The organism is Pseudofrankia coriaricola, assembly GCF_001854805.1.
In the GTDB taxonomy this organism is placed as follows: domain Bacteria; phylum Actinomycetota; class Actinomycetes; order Frankiales; family Frankiaceae; genus Pseudofrankia.
On the sequence record NZ_MBLO01000220.1, the window covers coordinates 88391 to 110138 of the forward strand.

The window sequence follows — 21748 nt, forward strand, 5'->3', positions numbered from 1 at the left end:
CGGAGTGGTCGTCCGAGGGACGAGGATGGCCGCGAAGCGAGTGCGGCAACGGAGCGAACTCGAGACGCAGTGAGCGTGCCATTCAGCGAGGAACGCGAGCAGTTGCGTGGGGTGGTGCGCGAGTTCCTCGCGGACGTCGCGGGCGAGGAGGCGGTGCGCGCGGCCATGGCCACGCCCGCCGGCTGGGACCCGGCCGTGTGGCGCGGCCTGGCCGAGGACCTCGGCGTACTGGGCCTGGGCATACCGGAGGAGCTCGGCGGCGTCGGCTATGGCTTCGCCGAGATCGGCGTCGTCTTCGAGGAGAGCGGCGCCGCGCTGCTCTGCGCGCCCCACCTGGCCACGGTCGCCGCCGCGCAGGCGCTGCTCGCCACCGGCGACGACGCCGCGGCGGCCGACCTGCTGCCGCGGGTCGCGTCCGGGACCGTCGCGACACTCGCGGTCACCGAGGCCGACGGCCGCTGGGAGGAGTCGTCGGTGACGGCGACGGCCGAGCACGGCGCCGACGGCTGGCGGCTGACGGGCACCAAGATGTTCGTGCTGGACGGCGCCACCGCCGAGCTGGTGCTGGTCGCCGCCCGCACCGGCGGCGGGGTGAGCCTCTTCGCGGTCGACGGCGCCGCGGACGGCCTGCGCCGCACCGGCCTCGCGACCCTGGACCAGACCCGCCGGCAGGCGCGCCTCGACCTCGCCGGCGTGCCCGGGCGGCTCGTCGGCGCGGAGGGGGCCGCCTGGCCCGCCATCGAGCGGGCGCTGCGGCTGGCGATCGTGGCGCTGGCCGCCGAGCAGGTCGGCGGCGCGAGCCGGACGCTGGACATGGCCGTCGAGTACGCCAAGACCCGCGTCCAGTTCGGCCGGCCGATCGGATCGTTCCAGGCGATCAAGCACAAGTGCGCGGACGTCCTCGTCGAGGTCGAGTCGGCCCGCTCGGCGGCCTACGCCGCCGCCGCGGCGGCGCAGCGGCCCGACGACCCGGAGCTCGCGCTGGTCTCGAGCCTGGCCAAGGCCTACTGCTCCGACGCGTATGTGCACGCCGCCGCCGAGAACATCCAGATCCACGGCGGCATCGGCTTCACCTGGGAGCACCCGGCCCACCTCTATTTCAAACGGGCGAAGAGCTCGCGGGTGCTGTTCGGCGACCCGGTGCACCACCGGGAGCTGCTGGCCCGTCAGCTGTAGCCGACGGGCGGGCCTCGCGTGCCGCCTCAGCCGCCCTGACGCTGGCGGTCCGCCTCGGCGGTCCTGGCGGCCTTCGCCGCGCGCAGGCTGTCGCGCAGGGCGCGGACGTGGTCGGCGAAACCGGGCCGGCCGACCGACCACTCCTGAGCGGCCAGCTCCAGCTCGACCGCGTCGTCAGACGACGTGACCGCGAGGCTCGCCCGCAGCGTCTCCTTCGTACGCGCCACCAGGTCACGCTGGCGGCCCCCGGCGCGGGCGGCCAGCGCGCACGCCCGGTCCATCAGCTCGCCGTCCGGCACGCAGCGCCAGGCGAGCCCGGCGGCCGCCGCCTCCTCGCCGGTGAGCCGGTCGCCGCACAGCACCAGCGCCGCGGCGCCCTGCGGCCCGACCCGATGAGCCAGCCGCCACAGATGGCCGCCGCCGGGGTGAATACCGACGTCGAGGAAGCGGGGGTCGAACGTCGCCGACGGCGACGCCAGCACGACGTCGCAGGCCAGCGGCAGGTTCACCCCGGCGCCGATGGCCGGGCCGCCGACGGCCGCGACCGTCGGCACCGAGGCGTTCGCGATGGCGAGCATCCCGGCGTACACGTCGCGCAGCGGCGCCTTCGGGGTGATCAGATCGTCCAGGCTCCCGCCCGCGGAGAACACCGGCGGGCTCGCGGCCAGCACGATCGCACCCACGCCCGCCCCCAGCACCGCCGCGACCGCGGCGGCAAGGGCGTCGGAGAGTTCCAGCGACAGCGCGTTGCGGTGCGCCGGGTCGTCGAGCGTCAGCACCGCATAGCCGTCCCGGAGCTCGGTCGCGACCAGCGGCCGCTGTACCGCCGGGTCGTGCGCCGCAGAGTCGTGCACCGCCGGTTCGTGCGCCGCCGGATCCGGGGCGTGCTGGGTTCCTGCCGTCACGGCAACCTCCGACGAGCTCGGTCGGGTGGGGCATCGGCGCGGGGCCGGCGGGGCCCCGGCGGTCAGAGCGGCAGTTTCCCTTCCGCGTCGAGCAGGTCGCCTTCGGCGGCGCGCTGGCCCAGGTGGCCCAGGGTCGAGGCGTCCAGCGGCGCGCTCGCCGGGTTGAAGGTGACGTCGTCGACGGCGATCTTCGGGTGCGCGAGCGCGAACGCGGTCAGCTCGGCGACGGCGACCCCCACGTCGTCGACGTGCATGAATTCGGCGGTGACGACGCCGGTGCCGGCCCACTTCGGCAGGACCTCGCTGAGTACGTCACCGGAGAAGTCGCGGTGGATGTCGGTCGGCGTGGTCGCGCCGATGGTCAGCCGGAGGAAGCGGTGCTCGGGGTGTTCCAGCCGCCAGGTGCGGACCGTGTGCTCCAGGGCGGCCTTGGTGGCACCGTAGGCGCCGAGGCCCTGCAGCGGCTGGGCGACGTTGGCCGAGGAGACATAGAGGAACAGGCCGGGCTCGGTCCGCGCCTTCACGGCCGCGGCGGTGACCAGTGCCGGGCCGACGACGTTGGTGGCGAACGCGCTCCCCCAGGACTCGGCGGTCAGCCTGGCCATCAGCTCCAACGGGGAGACACCTACCGGGAAGAGCACCGCGTCCAAGCCGCCGAGTGTCGCCGTCGCGGTCTCGACGATCCGGGCGCAGTCGTCCTCGCGGTGCAGATCCGCGGGGATCGCGACACCGCCGCCGGCCGTGGAGACAACCTCGTCGAGCTGGGCGGCGCGCCGGCCGACGACGGCGATCTCACCGCCGCGCGCGGCGATCGCGAGAGCGGTCGAACGGCCGACACCGGACGAAGCCCCGACGACCAGGATCCGACGGCCCTTCAGATCGATCTCGATACCCATGCGGCGCGCTCCCTGAGCTGGCGGACGACGGCGTCAGATCGGATACTATATCCAACCACGATCTTGCCTGTCCATCCAGATATCCAGCCATCCAGCCGTCGCACCGACCCGTGTCGTCACGACATCCGGCCGTCGCAACGACGCGGGGCGGTGCCCGGCACGGTCGGTTCGTTCTACCGTGCCGGGCACCGCCCCGGGCCGTACTGCCCGCGCGCCGTCAGATCGCGCGTTCGCCCTTGAGCATCGAGCCGGCGTCGAGCCGGAGGTTGATGCCGGTCATGTAGCGGGAGTCCTCGCTGGCCAGGAACAGCACCAGGGCCGACACGTCTCCCGGCTCGATGTACGGGATCGGCATCGGCTGCATCCCGGGGAAGACCGCCTCCGCGTCCTCGCGGGTCGGGGTCTTGCCCTGGGCGACGAGGTCGGGACGGAACGAGCGGTAGATGTCGTCGTTCTGCAGCAGGCGGGTGTTGACGTTGGTCGGGTGAACCGCGTTCAGCCGGATGTTGTGCGGCGCCAGCTGCAGCGCGAGCGTCTCGACGTACTGGAAAACCAGCCGCTTGGCGAACGAGTACGCCACGCCGCCCGTCTTGCCCATTGCCTCGGTGGTGTTCTTCATCAGCCCGGCGGTGGAGCCGGTGATGATGATGGAGGCACCGGCCTGCAGGTGCGGGGCGACGACGGCGACCGTGTTGTGCGCACCGACGAAGTCGACGTCCATGCCGTCGATGAAGCCCTCGATGAGGGTGTTGTCGTTCATCGGCAGGATGCCGGCGTTCGCGCAGACGATGTCGACCCTGCCGAAGCGGGCGATGCCCTGGTCGAGCGCGGCCTTCAGCTGCTCCTTGATCCGCACGTCGGCCTTGACGGCGACGATGCCGCGGCCGAGCGCCTCGACCTCCTTGACGGTCTGCGCCAGATCCTCGGCGCTCGCCATCTCGTAGTTGACGGACGGGATGTCCTCGCAGATGTCGACCGCGATGATGTCCGCACCCTCGCTGGCGAGCTTGATGGCGTGACTACGCCCCTGCCCCCGCCCGGCGCCGGTGATGAAGGCGACCTTGCCGTCCAGCTTGCCCATGTATCTCTTCCTCCTCAATCGCGATCTACGTCGCGATCGTGGCCTGGGACGCGATCGTGGCGGCTGCGCCTACGACGCCGGTCGTCATCGTAGTTCTCTGGCGGGGAGAGACGCATTCCGTAGCAGTCCGATACACGAAGATGAAAGACCTGCCAGACGCGGCCAAGCAACCTGTGCTACGGGATGCGGACCACCTGTGCCGCCCAGGTGAGGCCGGCGCCGTAACCGACGAGCAGCGCCAGGTCACCGGCCCGCACCGCCCTGGCGCGGCGCAGCCGGTGCAGGGCCAACGGGATGGAGGCGGCCGAGGTGTTGCCCGCCCCGGCACCGTCACGCGCGACCACGGCCCTGACCGCGCCGAGCTTCTCGGCGACGGTGTCGACAATACGGAGGTTGGCCTGGTGCGGCACGACGGCCGCCAGGTCGGCCGGAGCGACACCCGCACGCTCGCAGGCGTCGAGCGCGATCTTGTGGACGGTCTCGATGGCCCAGCGGAAGACAGCGGGTCCTTCCATCCGCATCCATTGGTTCTCCGGCTCGACCCGGATGAGCGAAGCGCGGGAGCCGTCGCTCCCCCACGTCACCGGGCCGATCGCGGCCGGCTCCCCGGCCGCGCCCGCGGCGGCCGGCCCGATGACGACCGCGCCGGCGCCATCCCCGAAGATGATCGAAGTGCCCAAGTCGGCCGGGTCGACGTAGTCGGTCATCCGCTCGGCGCCGACGACGACGGCGTGGCGGGCGGTGCCGGCGCGCACCGAGTCGGACGCCGCCGCGACGGCGTAGCAGAAACCGGCGCAGACCGCGTTGAGATCGACGGTCGCCGCGCCGGGCACGCCAAGGCCGCTCGCGACGTCGGCGGCGACAACGCCGGTGCGCGGCGGGGAGCTGCAGGTCGCGACCATCACCAGGTCGACCGCTCCGGCGGGCAGCCCACTGTCGTCGAGGGCGTCGCGCGCCGCGGCGAGCGCCATCGCGCCCACGGTCTCGTCCGCGGCGGCGACCCCCCGGGCCGCGAAGCCGGTCCGCGCCTCGACCCACTGCGCGGTACGGCCGAACCTTCCGCCCACCTCGTCGCTGGTCAGCCGGCCCGCGGGCCGGTAGGCGCCGGTACCCAGCAACCGCGCCCCGCCGACCGCCGGCCGGGCGCCGCGCGAACCCACGGACCTCGGGACCGGCACGGACACTCCCGCCGCGGTGGCCGCGCCCGCAATGGGAGAGAAGCCGCTGAGCACTGGGGTTTCGACGACTGTCATGGACTCCGTACTCCTCACGCCGACCTTCGACGACATCCGCCAGTGGCCGCGCACGTCATGCGGCCAAGGGGTGCCATGAACAGCGTCGAACTGTTTTTCGACATAGCAGGAACCAACGTCTCGTTAGCAATGGATCGATGGGCGATACCAATCCCCACGGACTGGTCCGCACGGCCTCGTGGCGCGCCTTAAAGGTGCGGCCGGTACGCGTCCAGCCCGCCTTCGGTGACGCCAGCGAAAACACAAAATAAATCGCGGATGGATAGCGTACCGGCGCGGCGGGCGATGCCGCCAGGGCGGGTCGAGGCCGAGGCGTTCGACCCTCCGGATCCGCCGAAACGGTCCCCGCACCGGCTGCCGGCTGCCGGCTGCCGGCAGCCGGCAGCCGGCAAGGAGAACGATCGGCTGGCGGCACCGCGCGATACCGGCTGGGTGGACCGGGCGGCCGAGCCCTCCCGCCAGGCGTGGCGTGGATCGTGGTCGAGCGCCCCGCGTGGCCGTAATGGAAGTCGCTACGGGCTGGCGGGACCCGGACGTCATGCGGCCTGTTCCACGCCGCGGTCATGCGGCTGCGCGGCCTCCACGCCGACCACAGCCATGCGAGTGAACGCACACTCTGTGAGTGCATCCTTCCGGGGAGTCGCGGAGCTCGGCAAAGCTTGACTCCGACATCGAAGAATGTAACCTTCGTCACACCCCGTCGGCCGACGTGAAGCAGGCGGCATGCCACTGACCCCGGCAACCGGCTCGACTAAGGAGCAATGTCGGTGAGAAGGCGCGCGACCTGGACCCATTCCGAACTTCCCGAAAGTACTGTCGCGTTCTTACGTTAACGGTCGGCCGATGAGGCTGGCGCGGAGGAATTAGCGTGCTTCAGTACATCTTGGCTGGCTTGGCGCTCGGCTCCATCTATGCCATCGCGTCCGCGGCGCTGGTGGTCACCTACGTCTCGGCTGGCGTCTTCAACTTCGCCTTCGGCTCGATGGCCTACGTCGTCGCCCGGTTCTACTACTGGCTCAACTCTCAGCATGGAATGTCGACGGTGTCGGCCGGCCTGCTGGCGATCCTCGTGCTGGCACCGCTGCTAGGCGTCGTGCTCTACGCCGTGCTGTTCCGGTTCATCCGGAACTCCTCGACGCTCGTCAAGATTGTCGCGACGATCGGCCTGTCGGTGGCGTTGCCCCCGATCAGCGACCTGATTTTCGGCAACCAGGCGATCACGTCCGCGCCGGGCCTGGCGTCACTGAACGACGAGCCCTTCCACATTCTTGGGACGGTGGTGACCACCGACCAGGTGATCACCTACGGGTTCCTCCTCTTCGTGGTCGCCGCGGGCACGGTGGTGCTGCGGCTGACGGACGTGGGCCTGAAGGTGCGGGCGATGGTCGACTCGGAGGCGATGTCCTCGCTGTCGGGCACCCACCCGGGCCGGGTCTCGCTGGGGGTGTGGGCGGTCAGTTCGACGCTGGCCGGGCTCGCCGGTGTTCTGGTCGCTCCGACGGACGGCCTGTCTCCGGGTGGGATGACGGCGCTGATGTCGGCGGCGATCGCCGCGGTGGTGGCCGCGCGGCTGCGTTCGCTGCCTGGCGCGGTGGTCGCGGCGCTGGCGATGGGCGTCATCACCGACGTGATCCAGAAGTACCTGCCCACGAACAGCTCGCTGACCGCGGCGATCGTGCCCAGCGTCCCGTTCGCGTTCATGGTGGTCTTCCTGATCTTCTACGTTGTCCGGTCGGGGTCGGTCGACGAGGACGCCGGCGCGGGCGGCCCGCTCGACCAGGCGATCCGGCCCGCGTCGGCGGATTCGGCGGTCACCGCGGCGGCCGCCTACGCCGCCCCCTGGGAGAAGTGGCTCGGGCTGGTCCCTTTGGTCGTCGTGGCGTTCGTGCCGCTGATGTTCAGGGGCTCGCCGTACTGGCTGGGGCTGACGGCGCTCGGGCTGTGTTACGGCATCACCTATCTGACGTTCACCGTCGCCACCGGAGAAGGCGGGATGCTGTGGCTCTCGCAGATCGTCTTCGCCGGTGCGGGAGCGCTCGGCGCCGCCCAGTTCGCGACGAACGCCCACCTGCCCGTGCTGTTGGCGATCGTCCTGGCGGGGCTCATCGCGGCCGCCGCCGGCGCGGTCCTCGGGCTGCTCACAATCCGGCTCGGTGATCTCTATGTGGGTCTGGCGACGCTGACGTTCGGCCTGCTGGTCGAGACGCTGGTCTTCACCCGCGGCCGTTTCCTGCAGGGCGGGCTCGGGGTCATCATCGAACGCCCCAGCTGGGCCGTCGACGACCTGACGTTCGCCTACCTGGCGTTGGGGGTGTTCGCGGTCCTGGCGGCGTTGACCCTGAACCTGCGCCGCTCGACGAGTGGACTCGCGCTGCGCGGGGTGCGGGACAGCGCGCCGGCGGCGCGGACGCTGGGCCTGTCCGTGGTGCAGGTGAAGGTCATCGTCGGCGCGCTGGCGGCGTTCGTCGCCGCGGTGGGTGGTGCGTTCGTCGCGATGTACCAGATGACGGCCCAGCCGACGTCCTGGGCGACGTACGCCGGCCTGGTGTGGCTCGCGGTGGTGGTGACCCTCGGGGTCCGGTCGATCTCCGCCGCCCTGCTCGCCGGGCTGTCGTTCACCCTGATGCAGGGAGTGCTGCAGAGCTACGCCCCGGCCCGGCTGACCTCGCTGCTGCCGATCCTGTTCGGCCTCGGCGCGATCGGGGTCGCGCGCAACCCCGAAGGCGCGGTCCCGCAGGCCGGACGCCAGCTGCGCGGGCTGCTGACCGGGGCGCTGTCACGCATCGCGAAGCCGTCGTCGCCCGCCACGCCCGCGCTGGCCGGGATGGACGTTGGGACCGGCGCGCCCCCGCCGGTCGTGGCCGAAGCATCCGTTGCCCACGTCGGCGGCCCGGCTCGGGAAGCGGCCGCCGCGACGACGAAGGCGGAACCATGACCGGCGGCCCGGTGACGACGGACGGCACGACGACCCAGACCCAGACCGACGCCGAGGCCGCGCAGCTGGCGCGGGGCGCCGTGGCGCCTTTACCCGCTGGCCCGTCGGAGGCGCCACGGCTGGCCTGCGTCGGCGTCACGATGCGGTTCGGCGGTCTCGTCGCCGTCGACGACGTCGGCCTTTCCGTCCCACCCGGTCAGATCGTCGGGCTGGTCGGGCCGAACGGCGCGGGGAAGAGCACCCTGTTCGCGGTGGTGTCCGGGCTGCTGCGCCCGACCCGCGGGCAGGTACTGCTCGACGGCGTGGACGTCACCGGCGCCAGCGCGCAGGCGCGGGCTGCCCGGGGGCTGGCGCGCACGTTCCAGCACCCCGAGCTGTTCACCAGCCTCACCGTCCGCGACCATCTCGTGCTCGCCCACCGGGTCCGCAACGCCAGGCGACGGGTCTGGTCCGACCTGTTCACCGTCGGCAGCCTGCACCGGCCGCGGGCGGCCGAGACCGACGACGTCGACGGCCTGCTGGAGCTGCTCGGGCTCACCGACGTCGCCCACCACCCGGCCATGGGGCTGCCGCTGGGAACCGCCCGGCTCGTCGAGCTGGGCCGCGCGCTCGCGACGTCCCCGACCGTGCTCCTGCTGGACGAGCCCTCCTCCGGACTGGACTCGGCGGAGACCGAGCAGCTCGAACGCGTGCTGCGGCGCGCCACCCGCGAGCGCGGCATCTCCGCCCTGCTGGTGGAGCACGACGTCGAACTCGTGATGCGCCTGTCCAGCACCATCTACGTCCTCGACTTCGGGAAGCTGATCGCCAGCGGCACCCCCGAACAAGTCCGGGCGGACCCCACGGTCCAGGCCGCCTATCTCGGCGAGGAGCTGGCAGACACCCGGGACACCACGGACACCACGGACACCACGAGTGCCGTGGGTGCTGGGGAGGCCGCGGACGAAGCCGACGCGGCGGAGGCCGGGGACGCGGTCGACGCGTCTCGGGAGCGTGCAGCGGACGGCGACGGCCCGGCCGGTCCGGCCGCCGTCGCCCAGGCGAGCGCCCCGGGGCCGGCCCTGGCCACGGCCCGTCCCGATGCTGGCGACCGCGACGCGGCCCTGGGCGCCGGCCCGGCGGGTGGCGCGCTGCTGACCGTCGACGGGCTGGCGGTGCGCTACGGCGAGGCGCTCGCGCTCGGCGGCGTCTCCTTCACCATGGGCACCGGCACGGCGCTGGCCATCCTGGGCGCGAACGGCGCGGGGAAGAGCAGCCTGGCCCGCGCCGTCTCGGGGCTGGTCCCTCCGTCCGCCGGCCGGGTCGTCTTCGACGGCCAGGACATCAGCGCCTGGCGGCCCCACCGCATCCGCCGCGCCGCCCTGGTCCACCTGCCCGAAGGACGGGGAGTCTTTCGCGGCCTCACGGTCATCGACAACCTGCGGATGGCCGCCGGGGCGTCCGGTGGGCGGCGGGCCCGGCGTGAGGCGGTGGACCTGGCGCTGGAGATCTTCCCGATCTTCGCGTCCCGGCGCCGCCAGGTCGCGGGGCTGCTCTCCGGCGGAGAGCAGCAGATGCTCTCCCTCGCCCGGGCCCTGGCCACCTCACCGAAACTGGTGATCGCCGACGAGATGTCGCTGGGACTCGCCCCGAAAATGGTCGACCAGGTCTTCGACGGCCTCGCCCGGGCCCGCCAGGCCGGCGTCACCGTGATCATGATCGAGCAGTACGTCCACCGCGCGCTGGACTTCGCCGACGAGTGCCTGGTCCTGCAACGCGGCACGGTGGCCTGGCAGGGACCCACCACCGACGCCCGCGGCGAGGTCCTGCGCCACTACCTCGGCGACGCGACGGCCGCCGACACCTAGATCGGAACGGCGGCCGCGCCCCCGTGGCCTCGACCGGCCGCTCCGCCCGGCCACGCCGGACGCCGACAACGCCGACAGCGCAGACAGCGCCGACAGCGCCGGTGCACGGCGGCGCCGGACGGGTGTCCCGGATCCTTCTCCTCCAAACGACAAGCCAGAACGCATCCGCGACCCACCACCGATGCACGGGGAGCAAAAATGATCCGCGGGAGAAAGCGAATTCTCGGCGTCGCGGTGGCCGGTGCCACCGCCCTGCTCGTCGCGGCGGCCGGCTGCGGCGGCTCGTCCGGGTCGGACGGGGGCGGCGGCGGGAACGCGAACGCCCCAGCCGGCAACAAGACAATTACGGTCGGAATATTAACCGACGTCACCGGCGCGGCCGCCTCTGGCAACAAGACCAGTGTCGACGGCGTCAAGGCCGGGGTGGTGTACGCGGCGCGGAACGGCTACACCATCAAGTACGTCGTGGGCGACACGATGACCACGCCGGACGGCGCGCTCTCGGCCGCGCAGAAGATGGTCACCCAGGACCACGTGCTGGTCGTGATCGCACACTCGGCCCTGGCCTTCACGGCGGCGAACTACCTGACCGCCCACAAGGTCCCGGTGGTCGGCATGGCCGAGGACGGCCCCGAGTGGATCACGGCGAAGAACATGTTCTCCGTCGTCGGGGCGCTGCAGCAGACCAAGGTCGCGACGACCATCGGCAAGTTCTTCAAGCTGCAGGGCGTCACCAACCTCGCGTCGATTGGCTACTCGGTCTCGCCGCTGTCCTCGGAGGCCGCCCTCTCGGCCGGGGAGTCGGCCAAGGCCGCGGGCGTCAAGGTCGGCTACCTCAACGCCAAGTTCCCGTTCGGCAGCACCGACGTCGGCCCGACCGTGCTGGCCATGAAGCAGGCCGGGATCGACGCGTTCACCGCGTCGGTCGACCCGAACACCTCCTTCGCCCTGATCACCGGGCTGCGCCAGCAGGGCGTCGACATCAAGGTCGCGCTGCTGCCCGCCGGATACGGCGGCGACCTGGAACAGGCCGGCCCCGGCGCGCTCAACGCCGCCCAGAACGTCTACTTCTCCCTCGGCTACGAGCCCGTCGAGCTGCAGACGGCCGCCACCAAGCAGTTCCAGAGCGACCTCAAGGCCGCCGGCGTCACCGTCGTGCCCTCCTACGCCACGTACAACGGGTACGCGGCCATCGGCCTGCTCGTCCGCGGGCTCAAGGGGGCCGGCGCCAACCCGACCCAGGCTTCGGTCATCACCTCGCTGTCGGGCATCCACGACTGGGACGGCCTGGGCCTGTTCGGCGGGCGCAAGGTCGACATCAACGACCGCGAGAACATCGTGGGCGGGGCGGGCAACTGCACCTGGATCACGAAGCTCGAGGGCGACAAGTTCACCCCCGTCAAGGGCGCCGACCCGATCTGCGGCGACGTCATCCCGGGCGTCACCGTGGCGCCGCAGTCCTGATCCGCGGACGGGCCCGGTAACAGGACCCGGGACAGTCGGGCTCGGCCGCCGGGGGGGCCGAGCCCGATCTGTGTGCCGAGACGCCATCCCTCGGGACGTGCGACCCGGGACTGGCGAACCGCGGGACGGCGGCAATGTCGAGCCGGCTTGCCGCGGCGTTCCGGGGGATGACGAGGACAACAGCGTTCAGCGATGGCGACGGCGTCTTGGTATTTCCTGCGCCGGCCGCCGGTCCTGTCGGCGGTATGCACCGCCAAAAAGGCAGTCGCAAGCGCTAGAAAAGCGCTATACAAAAGAAAAGCCAGCGGGGTCGCGGGCGGATGCCGGAAAGTCGGCGGGCATACCCGCGGAAAACCCTGGCGGCGCCTTGCCCTGATCTCGGAATTGTTTATCCTGCACAGGTGGGCAATCGCGTGGCGAGATGGGACGGCGACGAGCACGGCGTGCGCGCCGGGCACCTCGTCGAGGTGGTCGCGTTGCCGCTGGCGCTGCCGCCGGTGTCGGCCATGCGGGCCGCGCACTCGACGGAGCCGGCACGGGTGTTCGCCGGGGCCGTCGACACCTGGCTGCGGGCGGGCGGCTGGCGGCTCGGCAGCCGGGGCGCGGGCTCGGTGGCCCTGCGCGGCGGTGACGAGGGCGAGCCGGGCTGGCTGAAGGACGCCTGGGAGAACGAGGTACGCGCGCGGAACTGGCCGCCCGGCGCGGTGCGGACCCTGCTCGTCGTCACCTACGACGAGACGCGGCTCTACTGGTGGGCAAGCGGCGGGGCCCGCGACCTCGACCTGAGCTGACCCGCGAGACCCGGCGGCCGTGGGAATGCGGCGGCGGCCACGGTCGCGGGGCCGCCCGCCAGGCATGACGACCTCCGGGGCACGTCCGCGCCGTGAAAGGATCTGGTCGACCGCATCGCTGGTGGCCGCGGCGGGCGCACGGAAGAGCTCCGTCGCCCCGGCCCAAGTGGTACGCACAAGGAGCGACGTGTCCGAGACGGCCGAGAACCTCATGGAGAACGCGACCGGTCAGCCACCGCGCGACCGGTCACGACGTCGCCGGTCGGGACGCGACCCGGCCGGGCGCACCCAGATCCTCGACGCGGCCGTCGCGTGCATCCTCGAGCTGGGCTTCTACCGGGCGAGCACCAACGAGATCGCCCGGCGCGCGAACCTGAGCTGGGGGGCGATCCAGTACTACTTCGGCTCGCGCGAGTCGCTGATGCTCGCCGCCGTCGACGAGCTCAACCGCCGGTTCATCGCCTCGATAGCCCAGCGCCACATCGAGGGCGACACGCTCGAGGAGCGCATCGAGTCGCTCTACGAGCTTCTCGCGCAGTACTACGGCGCGCCGAGCTACCTGGCCCGGCTACAGATCATGCTGAACCTGCAGAGCGACCCGGACACCTCGGCCGCCGCGACGGCGGCCCTGACCGACATCTCGGGGCGGGTCGCCGATCAGATCCGGCGGCTTGTCGAGGAGACGCTCGGGCCCGGCTCCGACCGGGCCCAGGGCAGCGCCCTCTTCCACGCCATCCGCGGCTTCGTGCTCAGCCGGCAGCTCTCCGAGTCCGTCGACCCGGAGCAGGGCCGGCACGACGACGTGGTCCGCAAGATCTTCCTCGCGAGCATCGTCGCCGCGGAGCGGCGCACCCACTAGGCCACAGCGGTACCACCAGCCGCCGCCCGGTCACCGGCCGCGCGACGTCGGCAACAGCGCCCAGCTCACCGCGGAGGCGTTCCGCACCGTCCCGACATCGGGGCGGCGCACGCGACGCCGTGACCCGCCCCGGCCTGACGAATGACCCGGAACGCCGCGGGCCAGCCGACATCCGAATTTGCCGCCCATATATTTGACGGCGACGTCGAAATCATTTTTGTGTGGCCGGGACATTCCCGAATAGCCGCCCACGGCCGGGACACCCCACCCCACCGAAAAGGGCCGGAACAGGAACGGTAGCGTGCGCAACATCACGATCGCTATGTGACCCCACTCCGCTCTGGTTCGGACAGGAGACGAAGACGTCATGAAAGGTCAGCACTTACGCGGGCGGACGGTCGCCGCGGCGGCCGCCACACTGCTCGGGCTGTCCGCCGCGGCGGGCTGCGCATCCGCCTCGTCCTCACCCGGCTCGACGGACGCCGCTGACAGCTCCTGCCCGTCGCCGGGTGTGACCAGCAAGACCATAAAGCTCGGACTCATCTACCCGGACACCGGCGGCGTGGTCTCCGCCGCGTTCCATTCGGCGCGCAGCGCCATCGAGGCGCGGGTGGACCTGCAGAACGCGAAGGGCGGTGTACATGGACGGCAGGTCGTCCTCGAGTGGCGCGACGACGAGTCGACCCCCGAGGCGTTCTCGCGGGCGGCGCACGACCTCCTCGACAACGAGCACGTCTTCGGCCTCATCGCGCAGTCCATCGTCATCGGGCCGTCGGCTGAATGGATGGACAAGGCCGGCGTGCCGGTGGTCGGCGTGGCCGCCGACAAGTCCTGGACCGAAGGCCACGACAACATGTTCAACTTCGGCTCGCTGTTCAACGAGGGAAAACCGGTCTCGACGTTCGGCGAGTACGTGAAGAAGCAGGGCGGGACGAAGGCCTACCTCGTCGTCGACCAGTCCTCGCCGGCGTCACACAGCCTGGCGGTGCAGTTCGCCCCCAGCCTCACGTCCCAGGGCGTGAGCGTCGTCGGCACGAGCGACTACAGCGAGTCCGTCTCCAGCCCCGCCAAGGTGGTCGACGGCCTCAGGAGAACCGGCGCCGACGCGCTGATCGGCACGATGCAGCCGGAACCCTACATCGACATCCTCGCGGCGGCGAAGGCGGCCGGCATCAGGCTCAAGGTGGCGCTGGTCAGCGCCGGCTACGGCACCCAGTTGCTCTCCACCAGGGGCCGGGATATGGCCGGCATGTCGGTCATCACTGGCTACCAGTCGTTCCAGCAGAACTCCCCCACGATGCGCGCCTACCACGACGCCATGGCCGCCTACGCCCCGGAGCTCCCCGACCCGGACGAGGAGGTCGCGCTCGCCTCCTACGTGACGGCCGACGAGATGCTGCTCGGCCTCGACCGCGCCGGGCAGTGCCCCACCCGCGAGGCGTTCATCCAGAACCTGCGCCAGGTGCACGACTACTCCGCCGGCGGGCTGATCGCGCCCGTGGACCTCAACGAGCCGGAGGCACCGGCCAAGTGCTTCAACTTCCTGCGGGTGAACGCGGCGGGCGACGCCTTCGAGGTGGCGCCCGGCGGCAACGGCCCCGCGGGGTTCTGGTGCGGCACCGCGCTGGGCTCGGGCGGCGCCCGCAAGTGAACTGTCGCGTCCAGTGACCAACCGCGGCTGGCCGGCCGCCCGACCCCGCCGGGCGGCCGGCCACCGCCGACGATCTTCGTGGCCGTCCCGGTCGTCACTTCATGAAGTACGCCCCGGCTGGCTGACGGCCTGCCCGGACGTGATGCTCTTCGTCCTCCCGGACGCCCACCACAACAGCAATGTGGCCCCCGACCCGCGTCGCCTTGTGGACCGCGTCGTGGCCTGGGCGGCGAGCCTGCGCCAGCCGGCCACGCGCCTCTGACACCCGGGGCCTCCACGTAACCCGCGCGCCCGCGACTCAGGGAAGATATGATTGTAGACAATATACATAATCTTGGTGCAGCTCATGACGGCGACACACAGCAGCTCATGACGGCGACACACAAAGGAGGCCCGAGCGATGGCGACGTCGCGTCCTCGGCTCGCGATCGGCCTGCCCGTCGGGGAGTCGATGTTCAAGGCCGACGAGCAACACAAGGTCATCGATCTGTGCCGCGCCGCCGACGACGCCGGCGTCGACACTCTCGTGCAGAGCGACCACGTGATCATGGGCGAACGAACGGACCGGTACCCGTTCGGGACGTTCAACTTCCCGAACGGCTCGCCCTGGCTGGAGCCGCTCACGCTGTTGTCGGTCGTCGCTGGGGCGACGTCGCGGGTGCGGCTGTCGACCGGCGTCCTCATCGCGGGGCTGCGCCGCGCCCCGATGCTCGCCAAGATCTGCGCGACGCTGGACGCGCTCAGCCTGGGCCGCCTCGAGATCGGCGTCGGTACCGGCTGGCAGCCCGAGGAGTACGAGACCCTCGACCTCGACTTCGACAACCGGGCGCAGATCCTCGACGACACGATCGCCGCCTGCCGGGCACTGTGGGCTCCCGGCGGCGGCACCGCCGTGGACCTGCCGACGGTCAGCTTCGAGAAGATCTGGTGCGACCCGAAGCCGGTCCAGCGGAACGGGCCGGCGGTCCTGTTCAGCGGCCCGCTGACCAGGCGCAACCTGCGCCGTATCACCGAGCTGGGCGACGGCTGGATTCCGATCATGGGCGAGTCGCCCGAGGGCGTGGCGGCCGGGGTCGGGAAGATCCGCGAGGCCTGGGCCGCCGCGGGCCGCGGCGACGCCGTCCCGCGCGTGCGCCACACCCTGCCACTGGTCCGCGGCGAGGGCCGCGCGCTCGACCTGGACCGGACGCTGGCCGGCGCGGCGGCGATGGCCGAGATCGGTGTCACCGAGGTCTCGCTGCCGGCCGCGGCGTTCGTCCGCGACCACGCCGAGGCGGCCGCCTGGGTCGGCGACCTAGGCCAGCGCTGGGAGAAGCTGTGGAGCTGAACGAGCTGAACGCGGCCGGAAGGACACGCCCCGCCGGGCTGCTCCCCGCCGGCCGCTCGGCCGGCGACCCGGCCGACCGGCTCGCGCTGCGCGACCTGGTCGACAGCTACGCCGCGGCGGCCGACGCCAGGGACGAGCAGTTGTTCGTCTCGCTGTTCGCCGACGACGCTGTGCTCCAGGTGCGCTACGCGAACCTGGAGGATCCCGCGACCACGGTCACCGGAGCCGCCGCGATGGCCTCGATCCCGAGGGCGCTCGGCGCCCGCTTCCCGGAGACGTTCCACCTCGTCGGCAACCACCGCTGCCAGGTCGACGGGGACAGCGCCGTCGGCGAGACGTACTGCGACGCGCACCACCTGCACACCGGCGCGGACGGAGAGCCCGCCGACCTGCGCATGGTGATCCGCTACGCGGACGCCTACGGCAGGGGCGCCGACGGCGCGTGGCGCTTCGCCCGGCGGACCGTGAACGTGCTGTGGCAGCACGTCGGACCGGTCTCCGCCAGCGCGCTGCACCGCTCCTGACATCTCGACATCGGGGTGACCGTCCCCGCGGCACGGCCGCCAACCAGGTGAAGAACGTCCACCGCGCGCTGGCCGCCATCGGTCGCAGCGCCGTCATCCTCGGCTCGGGCGGCTGACCGGCCCGGCCGCCCAGCCGCGCCACGACCCCGTCTCCCGAGAACCAGGTTCTAATGCCGCCTGCCGACCGCGAGGCCAGTTAAAAGCACGATATCTGGCCTCCATCTTCCTTCTGGGGGCTAGTGATTGACTCCTGGTTCTAGGAGACCACACCATGCGGGTATGGACGCTGAGAAGTTACGGGCCCTCTTCGACCTGACCGGCCGGGTCGCGGTCATCACCGGGGGCACCCGCGGCATCGGCCGCGCGATCGCCGAGGGCTTCGTCGCCGCCGGCGCGGCCGTCGTCGTCGCCAGCCGCAAGGCCGACGCCTGCGCCGAGACCGAGACCCACCTGAAGGCGATGGGTGGACAGGCCCTCGGCGTCCCCACTCATGTCGGCGACCTGGCCGCCCTGCGCACGCTCGTCGAGCGGACCGCCGCGACCTTCGGCCGCATCGACATCGTCGTCAACGACGCCGCGACCGGCCTCGCTCAGCCACTGGGCGCGATGACCCCCGATGCATGGGGCAAGTCGTTCGACGTCAACCTGCGCGGCCCGGTCTTCCTCGTGCAGGAGGCGCTGCCCTACCTGACCGCGAGCCCGTCCGCCTCGGTCATCAACGTCGTCTCAGCCGGCGCCTTCCTGCACTCCCCCGGGGTGTCGATGTACGCCGCCGCCAAGGCGGCGATGGTCGCGTTCACCCGTTCCATGGCCGCCGAGTTCGCGCCGCGCGGTGTCCGGGTCAACGCGCTGGCCCCCGGCGCCGTCGACACCGACATGGTCCGCGCCACCACCCCCGACTCGCGGGAACGGATGACCAAGGCCAGCCACCAGGCCCGGCTCGCCCACCCCGACGAGATGGTCGGCCCGGCCCTCCTCCTGGCCGCCGACGCCGGCAGCTTCCTCACCGGCCAGGTGCTTCTCGTGGACGGCGGCCTCGTCGTCGCCCGCTGATCAGTGGGCGGGGTGGAGTTCCGAACGGTCCTGGCGGGGCCAGGGACGCCCCTGGCCCCGCTCCATGGCGAGGTTGAAGCGGGCGAGCAGGTGGGCCAGGGTCGCCAGATCCGCCGGGTCCCAGTCGCGGACCATCCTGGCGATGCCACCCACCGCCCAGGCGCGGTCGGCGTACAGCCGGGCGAGGCCATGATCGGTGATGCGCAGCTTGCGGGCAACCCCGCCCTCCGGGTCCGGGATTCGCTCGACCAAGCCGGCGCGCAGCATCGCGGCGGTCTGCCGGTTGATCGTCGACGCGTCCAGTCCGAAGGCCTCGGCGAGCTGGCCGATGGACATCGGGCCCTCGGCCTCGATCCGGCTGAGCAACAGGTAGGCGCTACGTTCCAACCGCTGCTCGGCCTTGGCCGCCTCCGCCCGGGCGGTGGCAGTCATGACCATGTACCGGCTGATTAACATCAGCTCGCGCTCGATGTCGGCGACTTCAGCCAGGCCGGCCGCATCCGCCGTCGTCTCGGGCTCCATCGCGACCCCTCTCCCCTCGCATCCGCGCTGGAACCGAGCCTACTCTCGATGTGCGCGGTACACACTGTATGCACGGTACATATAAACGGCGCGGTATCGAGCAAACCAGCGTGCGCCCCTCGGCCACCCGGACCTCCCCGCCGCCTCCGCCACGACCAGAACGTTCCGTCGGGCAGGCAGCTCCGCCGGCCTGGTCGGAGAAAACTCGCCGGGACGAGCAGCGGATGGCCGAGTCGCGCGTCATCTACACGTGCGACCATCCACCCCCCGCCCACGAGCCGAGGCCGCCGCCGCGCCAGCCGTGCCCGCCGGGGCCACCATGCCCGCCGGGACCGCGGCGGACGCGGCGGACGCGGCGGACGCGGCGACCGCGGCCGGGCTCAGCGGGCGCCGAGATCCTGGCCGCATGACCGCCCGGTTCCCGGACACAGCCCCCGGCCATGGTTCCCGCGACGCGGTCGGTCTGCTGTTCGCCGAGCACCGGCTCGGGCTGTTGCGGCTCGGGGTGCTGCTGCTCGGTGACCAGCGCGCGGCCGAGGACGTCGTCCAGGACGCGTTCATCGGGCTGCTGCGGCACTGGCCGCGGCTGCGCGACCCGGAGCGAGCGGTGGCGTACCTGCGCGCGAGCGTCGTCAACCGCGGGCGCAGCCAGCTGCGCCGCCGGGCGGTGGCGCGCCGCGTCGGGGTGCGCTACGAGCCACCGGTCTGGTCGGCGGAGTCGGCCGTGCTGCTCGGTGAGGACCGGCGGGCGGTGCTTGCCGCGGTGCGCCGGCTGCCGCCGCGCCGCCAGATCGTCCTCGTCCTGCGCTACTACCTCGACCTCGGCGACGACGAGATCGCCGAGACGCTCGGCATCGCACCCGCCACCGTCCGGTCCACCGCCACCAGGGCACTGCGCGCGCTCGGCGACCTGCTCGGCGAGGAGGAAGCATGACCGCCCTGGAGGACCGCCTGCGCAACGCCTTCGCCGCCGTCGCCGAGATCGTGACTGCCGACGACCTGGCCTTCGAGCCGGACCGGGCGCTGCCCGGCCGTCGGGCCCACGCGCGCCCGGGCGAACGGGCCGGCGACGGCGCCGGGCCGAAGCGGCGGATCGCGCCGGCGCTGGTCGTGGGGGTCATCCTGCTCGTCGTCGTCGGCGTGGTGCTGCTGCCGCGGTTGGCGCGGCACACGTCCGTCACCCCGGCTGGGGTCACCGTCACCGTGGCGCCGTCCGCCTCCCCCGGCCCTTCGGTCTCCGCCACCGGTGCGGACGTGCTCCCCGACCGGTACCTCGTCGCCCTGGAGTTGGGCGACACCGGCGTCCGGAGCCCCCAGCTGACCGTCCGCGACGCGCGGAGCCGCTCGGTCACCGCGACGCCGGCACCGCCGGACGGGATCGAGTGGAAGGCCGTCGCGGCTGCGCAGCCCGGGACGTTCTACCTGCTCGGCGACGACCTGCGCGCGCATCCGTCCTGGTGGCTGTACCGGTTGGTGCTCGGCCCGGCTGGCCGCGTCGCGTCGATCAACCGGCTGGACGCCGTGCACGTCCCGGTGGTTCCCGAACCCTGGCTCGCCGTCTCACCGGACGGCCGCCGCCTCGCACTCCCGGCCGAGTACGCCCCGGCGAGCCTGGACGCGCCGCCCGCCATGGGCATCCAGATCGTCGACGTCGCGATCGGGGGGGTCGAGAGAGAGTTCCCCAACAGCGTCCGCGGGTATCTGACCGATCTTAGCTGGGCGGACGACGGGCGCCATCTTGCCTTCCAGATCGACGCGCTCCTGCATCCGGAGCAGCCGGTACCGGCGAACCCGTCGTCGCGGGCCGGGCTGTGGATCCTCGACACGAGTACCCACAGCACCCTGTTCGAGGGCTCCAGGCAGCCGGTCACCGGCCAGCAGGCCCACGACGAGGGCTACATCAGCCCGGTCCTCAGCCCGGACGGCACCCGGATCTTCGTGATCAGCAGGCACGCGGTCGCCGACGGTGGACTGGCGCCGACCCGTGTCGTCGAGCTGGACGCGGCCACGGGTCGTCAGCTGCGCGTCCTGCTCACCCACCCGGTCCCGGCGACGACCTGGATGATCTCGGAGCTCGCGCTGGACCCCAGCGGGCGCTGGCTGGTCGCCTGGGGCGGCGGCGACCAAGGCCTCACCGTCGTGGACGCCGCGACCGGACACACCACTCGATTCGCGCGCCTGAGCCTGGCCGGCTATGGCGCCCTGGTCACCTGGTAACGAGGGAGAGAGCCGTGGAAATGCCGGTCACCGGAAACATCTCGCCGGGAGACGCCGCGGATCGCCGGGAGGGACACCTTCCCATGCGATCGCCTGCCCATCGCCCGGGCCGGAAAGGACGCGCGTGTTGGCTCATACCCGTAGCCATCGCGGCGTCGCTTCTGCTCGCCGCCGGTGCCGGACCACTGGCAAACGGGCTCCAGCGCGGGAAGGAACTCACCGCCTCGGTTTCACCCGCCGTGTCGCCGGCGCGCTCCTTCGTAACCCTCAATAGGGGTGGAAGCGACCAGGACAAGGCGTTTGAGGAGGTCGCGGTCCGCGACTCCCTGTCGGGGGAGGTGACGGCGACGGTGCCACCACCCGCCAACGACTCCTGGTGGGGGGTGTCGGCCGCCGCGGCCAACCCGCGGACGTTCTTCCTCCTCGCTACGGACTCCGCCTGGAAGGCACATGTCTTCCGGCTGACCGTCGACACCGACGGCGCGGTGGCGTCGCTGATCCCCATCGATACCGTCAGAGACCGAGGCATCTCGGTGTTCGCCGTATCGCCGGACGGTGGCCGGATCGCATTCCAACGGGAGGCCGCGAGCTCGACCGGCACTCCCACCGGTGCCGGCGTCGACGTCATCGACGTCGGCGACGGAAGCGTCACGACCTTCACGACGGACAGAGGCATCGTCAATAGCTTCAGCTGGTCCGCCGACGGCCGCTCGCTCGCCTTCCAGCTCAACGTCGTGGGCGCCGCGACATCGTTGGACCAGGCTGGGCTATGGATTCTTGACACGACCCGCGCCGGAGGCGACCTGTTGGCCGGCTCGCGCCAAGTCAACCTCGATCATCAGCAAGACGACGAGCGTTACCAGACGCCGCTGCTGAGCGCGGACGGTGACAGGTTCTACGTTCCCACGTCCCGGCCCGATCATGGGGGTGTGGAAAAGCGCCTTCTCGAGTTCGACGTGGCCACGGGCAGGCAGCTACGCGTTCTGTGGGAGGGGCACCACGAGTACTCGGCCCTCGATGGATCCGGGGACGGCAGCACGCTCGCGCTCGACCCGAGCGGGACGATGCTGATGCTGAACGATGCCGGCCTCGCTGTGTACCGCATCGACCTCGCCACCGGCAACGCCGCGCGCATTCCCCTGAGTCGCGGCCACCCCGCCATCCTGGCCTGGTAGGCAGCACCTCCTTGCCGGCGGGCCAGCAGCTGGCCGACTCTCATCGGCCCTCCCGCGGGCGGCCGGCCCGGC

General features: G+C 71.9%; 18 protein-coding genes. 13 read left to right on the top strand and 5 right to left on the bottom strand.

Features of this window, described 5'->3' with window-relative positions; translation table 11 throughout:
• Positions 1-69 precede the first annotated feature (69 nt).
• Positions 70-1176: an acyl-CoA dehydrogenase family protein gene (locus BCD48_RS25915; protein WP_071050974.1), complete on the top strand. Its 1107-nt coding sequence runs from the start codon at positions 70-72 to the stop codon at positions 1174-1176.
• 26 nt (positions 1177-1202) lie between these two features.
• On the opposite strand, the gene BCD48_RS25920 is transcribed toward BCD48_RS25915, so the two are convergent.
• The 4 genes from BCD48_RS25920 to BCD48_RS25935 all read right to left on the bottom strand — a co-directional run bounded on the left by BCD48_RS25920 (position 1203) and on the right by BCD48_RS25935 (position 5311).
• Positions 1203-2081: an enoyl-CoA hydratase-related protein gene (locus BCD48_RS25920; protein ID WP_241841987.1), complete on the bottom strand. Its 879-nt coding sequence runs from the start codon at positions 2079-2081 to the stop codon at positions 1203-1205.
• Positions 2082-2143: 62 nt separating this feature from the next.
• Positions 2144-2977 (bottom strand): SDR family NAD(P)-dependent oxidoreductase, encoded by an 834-nt coding sequence (locus BCD48_RS25925; RefSeq protein ID WP_071050975.1) that lies wholly within the window; start codon positions 2975-2977, stop codon positions 2144-2146.
• Positions 2978-3194: 217 nt separating this feature from the next.
• Entirely contained in the window at positions 3195-4058 is an 864-nt protein-coding gene (locus BCD48_RS25930) for a mycofactocin-coupled SDR family oxidoreductase (protein ID WP_071050976.1), read from the bottom strand.
• A 176-nt stretch (positions 4059-4234) separates the two neighbouring features.
• Complete coding sequence (locus tag BCD48_RS25935) at positions 4235-5311, bottom strand: beta-ketoacyl-ACP synthase 3 (protein WP_083419195.1); 1077 nt, start codon at positions 5309-5311, stop codon at positions 4235-4237.
• A gap of 868 nt (positions 5312-6179) precedes the next feature.
• Here BCD48_RS25935 and BCD48_RS25940 point away from each other — a divergent pair.
• From BCD48_RS25940 to BCD48_RS25980, 9 genes are all read left to right on the top strand, one after another.
• A complete protein-coding gene (locus BCD48_RS25940) occupies positions 6180-8246 on the top strand; it encodes an ABC transporter permease subunit (RefSeq protein ID WP_083419196.1) in 2067 nt (688 codons plus the stop codon).
• A complete protein-coding gene (locus BCD48_RS25945; RefSeq protein ID WP_071050977.1) occupies positions 8243-10093 on the top strand; it encodes an ATP-binding cassette domain-containing protein in 1851 nt (616 codons plus the stop codon). The genes BCD48_RS25940 and BCD48_RS25945 overlap by 4 nt, the downstream gene beginning before the upstream one ends.
• A gap of 198 nt (positions 10094-10291) precedes the next feature.
• The gene (locus tag BCD48_RS25950) at positions 10292-11557 is read left to right on the top strand and encodes an ABC transporter substrate-binding protein (RefSeq protein ID WP_071050978.1); all 1266 of its coding nucleotides are present in this window, start codon (positions 10292-10294) and stop codon (positions 11555-11557) included.
• Positions 11558-11970: 413 nt separating this feature from the next.
• The gene (locus tag BCD48_RS25955; RefSeq protein WP_071050979.1) at positions 11971-12348 is read left to right on the top strand and encodes a hypothetical protein; all 378 of its coding nucleotides are present in this window, start codon (positions 11971-11973) and stop codon (positions 12346-12348) included.
• A gap of 187 nt (positions 12349-12535) precedes the next feature.
• Positions 12536-13207: a TetR/AcrR family transcriptional regulator gene (locus BCD48_RS25960; protein ID WP_071050980.1), complete on the top strand. Its 672-nt coding sequence runs from the start codon at positions 12536-12538 to the stop codon at positions 13205-13207.
• Positions 13208-13574: 367 nt separating this feature from the next.
• The gene (locus tag BCD48_RS25965; protein WP_071050981.1) at positions 13575-14858 is read left to right on the top strand and encodes an ABC transporter substrate-binding protein; all 1284 of its coding nucleotides are present in this window, start codon (positions 13575-13577) and stop codon (positions 14856-14858) included.
• Between the two features lie 400 nt (positions 14859-15258).
• Entirely contained in the window at positions 15259-16185 is a 927-nt protein-coding gene (locus tag BCD48_RS25970) for a TIGR03619 family F420-dependent LLM class oxidoreductase (protein ID WP_071050982.1), read from the top strand.
• Positions 16176-16709, top strand: coding sequence for a nuclear transport factor 2 family protein (locus tag BCD48_RS25975; RefSeq protein WP_083419199.1), 534 nt, complete (start codon positions 16176-16178; stop codon positions 16707-16709). Before BCD48_RS25970 ends, BCD48_RS25975 begins: the two co-directional genes overlap by 10 nt.
• Before the next feature lie 279 nt (positions 16710-16988).
• Positions 16989-17762: an SDR family NAD(P)-dependent oxidoreductase gene (locus BCD48_RS25980; protein ID WP_071050983.1), complete on the top strand. Its 774-nt coding sequence runs from the start codon at positions 16989-16991 to the stop codon at positions 17760-17762.
• Here the strand turns inward: BCD48_RS25980 and BCD48_RS25985 are convergent, their stop codons facing one another.
• Positions 17763-18284, bottom strand: a complete 522-nt coding sequence (locus BCD48_RS25985; protein WP_071050984.1) for a MarR family winged helix-turn-helix transcriptional regulator — start codon at positions 18282-18284, stop codon at positions 17763-17765.
• 319 nt (positions 18285-18603) lie between these two features.
• On the opposite strand from BCD48_RS25985, the gene BCD48_RS25990 reads away from it, so the two are divergent.
• From BCD48_RS25990 to BCD48_RS26000, 3 genes are all read left to right on the top strand, one after another.
• Positions 18604-19218, top strand: coding sequence for an RNA polymerase sigma factor (locus BCD48_RS25990; RefSeq protein WP_241841988.1), 615 nt, complete (start codon positions 18604-18606; stop codon positions 19216-19218).
• Positions 19215-20501, top strand: a complete 1287-nt coding sequence (locus BCD48_RS25995) for a PD40 domain-containing protein (RefSeq protein WP_071050985.1) — start codon at positions 19215-19217, stop codon at positions 20499-20501. Before BCD48_RS25990 ends, BCD48_RS25995 begins: the two co-directional genes overlap by 4 nt.
• Before the next feature lie 239 nt (positions 20502-20740).
• Positions 20741-21676, top strand: a complete 936-nt coding sequence (locus BCD48_RS26000) for a TolB family protein (protein ID WP_071050986.1) — start codon at positions 20741-20743, stop codon at positions 21674-21676.
• Positions 21677-21748 lie beyond the last annotated feature (72 nt).

What these genes read in the sequence shown, in the direction of transcription:
- BCD48_RS25990 (WP_241841988.1), top strand. Translation starts at nt 18,604, where the DNA reads ATGCCCGCCGGGACCGCGGCGGACGCGGCGGACGCGGCGGACGCGGCG.
- BCD48_RS25950 (WP_071050978.1), top strand. Translation starts at nt 10,292, where the DNA reads ATGATCCGCGGGAGAAAGCGAATTCTCGGCGTCGCGGTGGCCGGTGCC.
- BCD48_RS25965 (WP_071050981.1), top strand. Translation starts at nt 13,575, where the DNA reads ATGAAAGGTCAGCACTTACGCGGGCGGACGGTCGCCGCGGCGGCCGCC.
- BCD48_RS25945 (WP_071050977.1), top strand. Translation starts at nt 8,243, where the DNA reads ATGACCGGCGGCCCGGTGACGACGGACGGCACGACGACCCAGACCCAG.
- BCD48_RS25925 (WP_071050975.1), bottom strand. Translation starts at nt 2,977, where the DNA reads ATGGGTATCGAGATCGATCTGAAGGGCCGTCGGATCCTGGTCGTCGGG.
- BCD48_RS25970 (WP_071050982.1), top strand. Translation starts at nt 15,259, where the DNA reads ATGGCGACGTCGCGTCCTCGGCTCGCGATCGGCCTGCCCGTCGGGGAG.
- BCD48_RS25930 (WP_071050976.1), bottom strand. Translation starts at nt 4,058, where the DNA reads ATGGGCAAGCTGGACGGCAAGGTCGCCTTCATCACCGGCGCCGGGCGG.
- BCD48_RS25980 (WP_071050983.1), top strand. Translation starts at nt 16,989, where the DNA reads ATGGACGCTGAGAAGTTACGGGCCCTCTTCGACCTGACCGGCCGGGTC.
- BCD48_RS25995 (WP_071050985.1), top strand. Translation starts at nt 19,215, where the DNA reads ATGACCGCCCTGGAGGACCGCCTGCGCAACGCCTTCGCCGCCGTCGCC.
- BCD48_RS25935 (WP_083419195.1), bottom strand. Translation starts at nt 5,311, where the DNA reads ATGACAGTCGTCGAAACCCCAGTGCTCAGCGGCTTCTCTCCCATTGCG.
- BCD48_RS25985 (WP_071050984.1), bottom strand. Translation starts at nt 18,284, where the DNA reads ATGGAGCCCGAGACGACGGCGGATGCGGCCGGCCTGGCTGAAGTCGCC.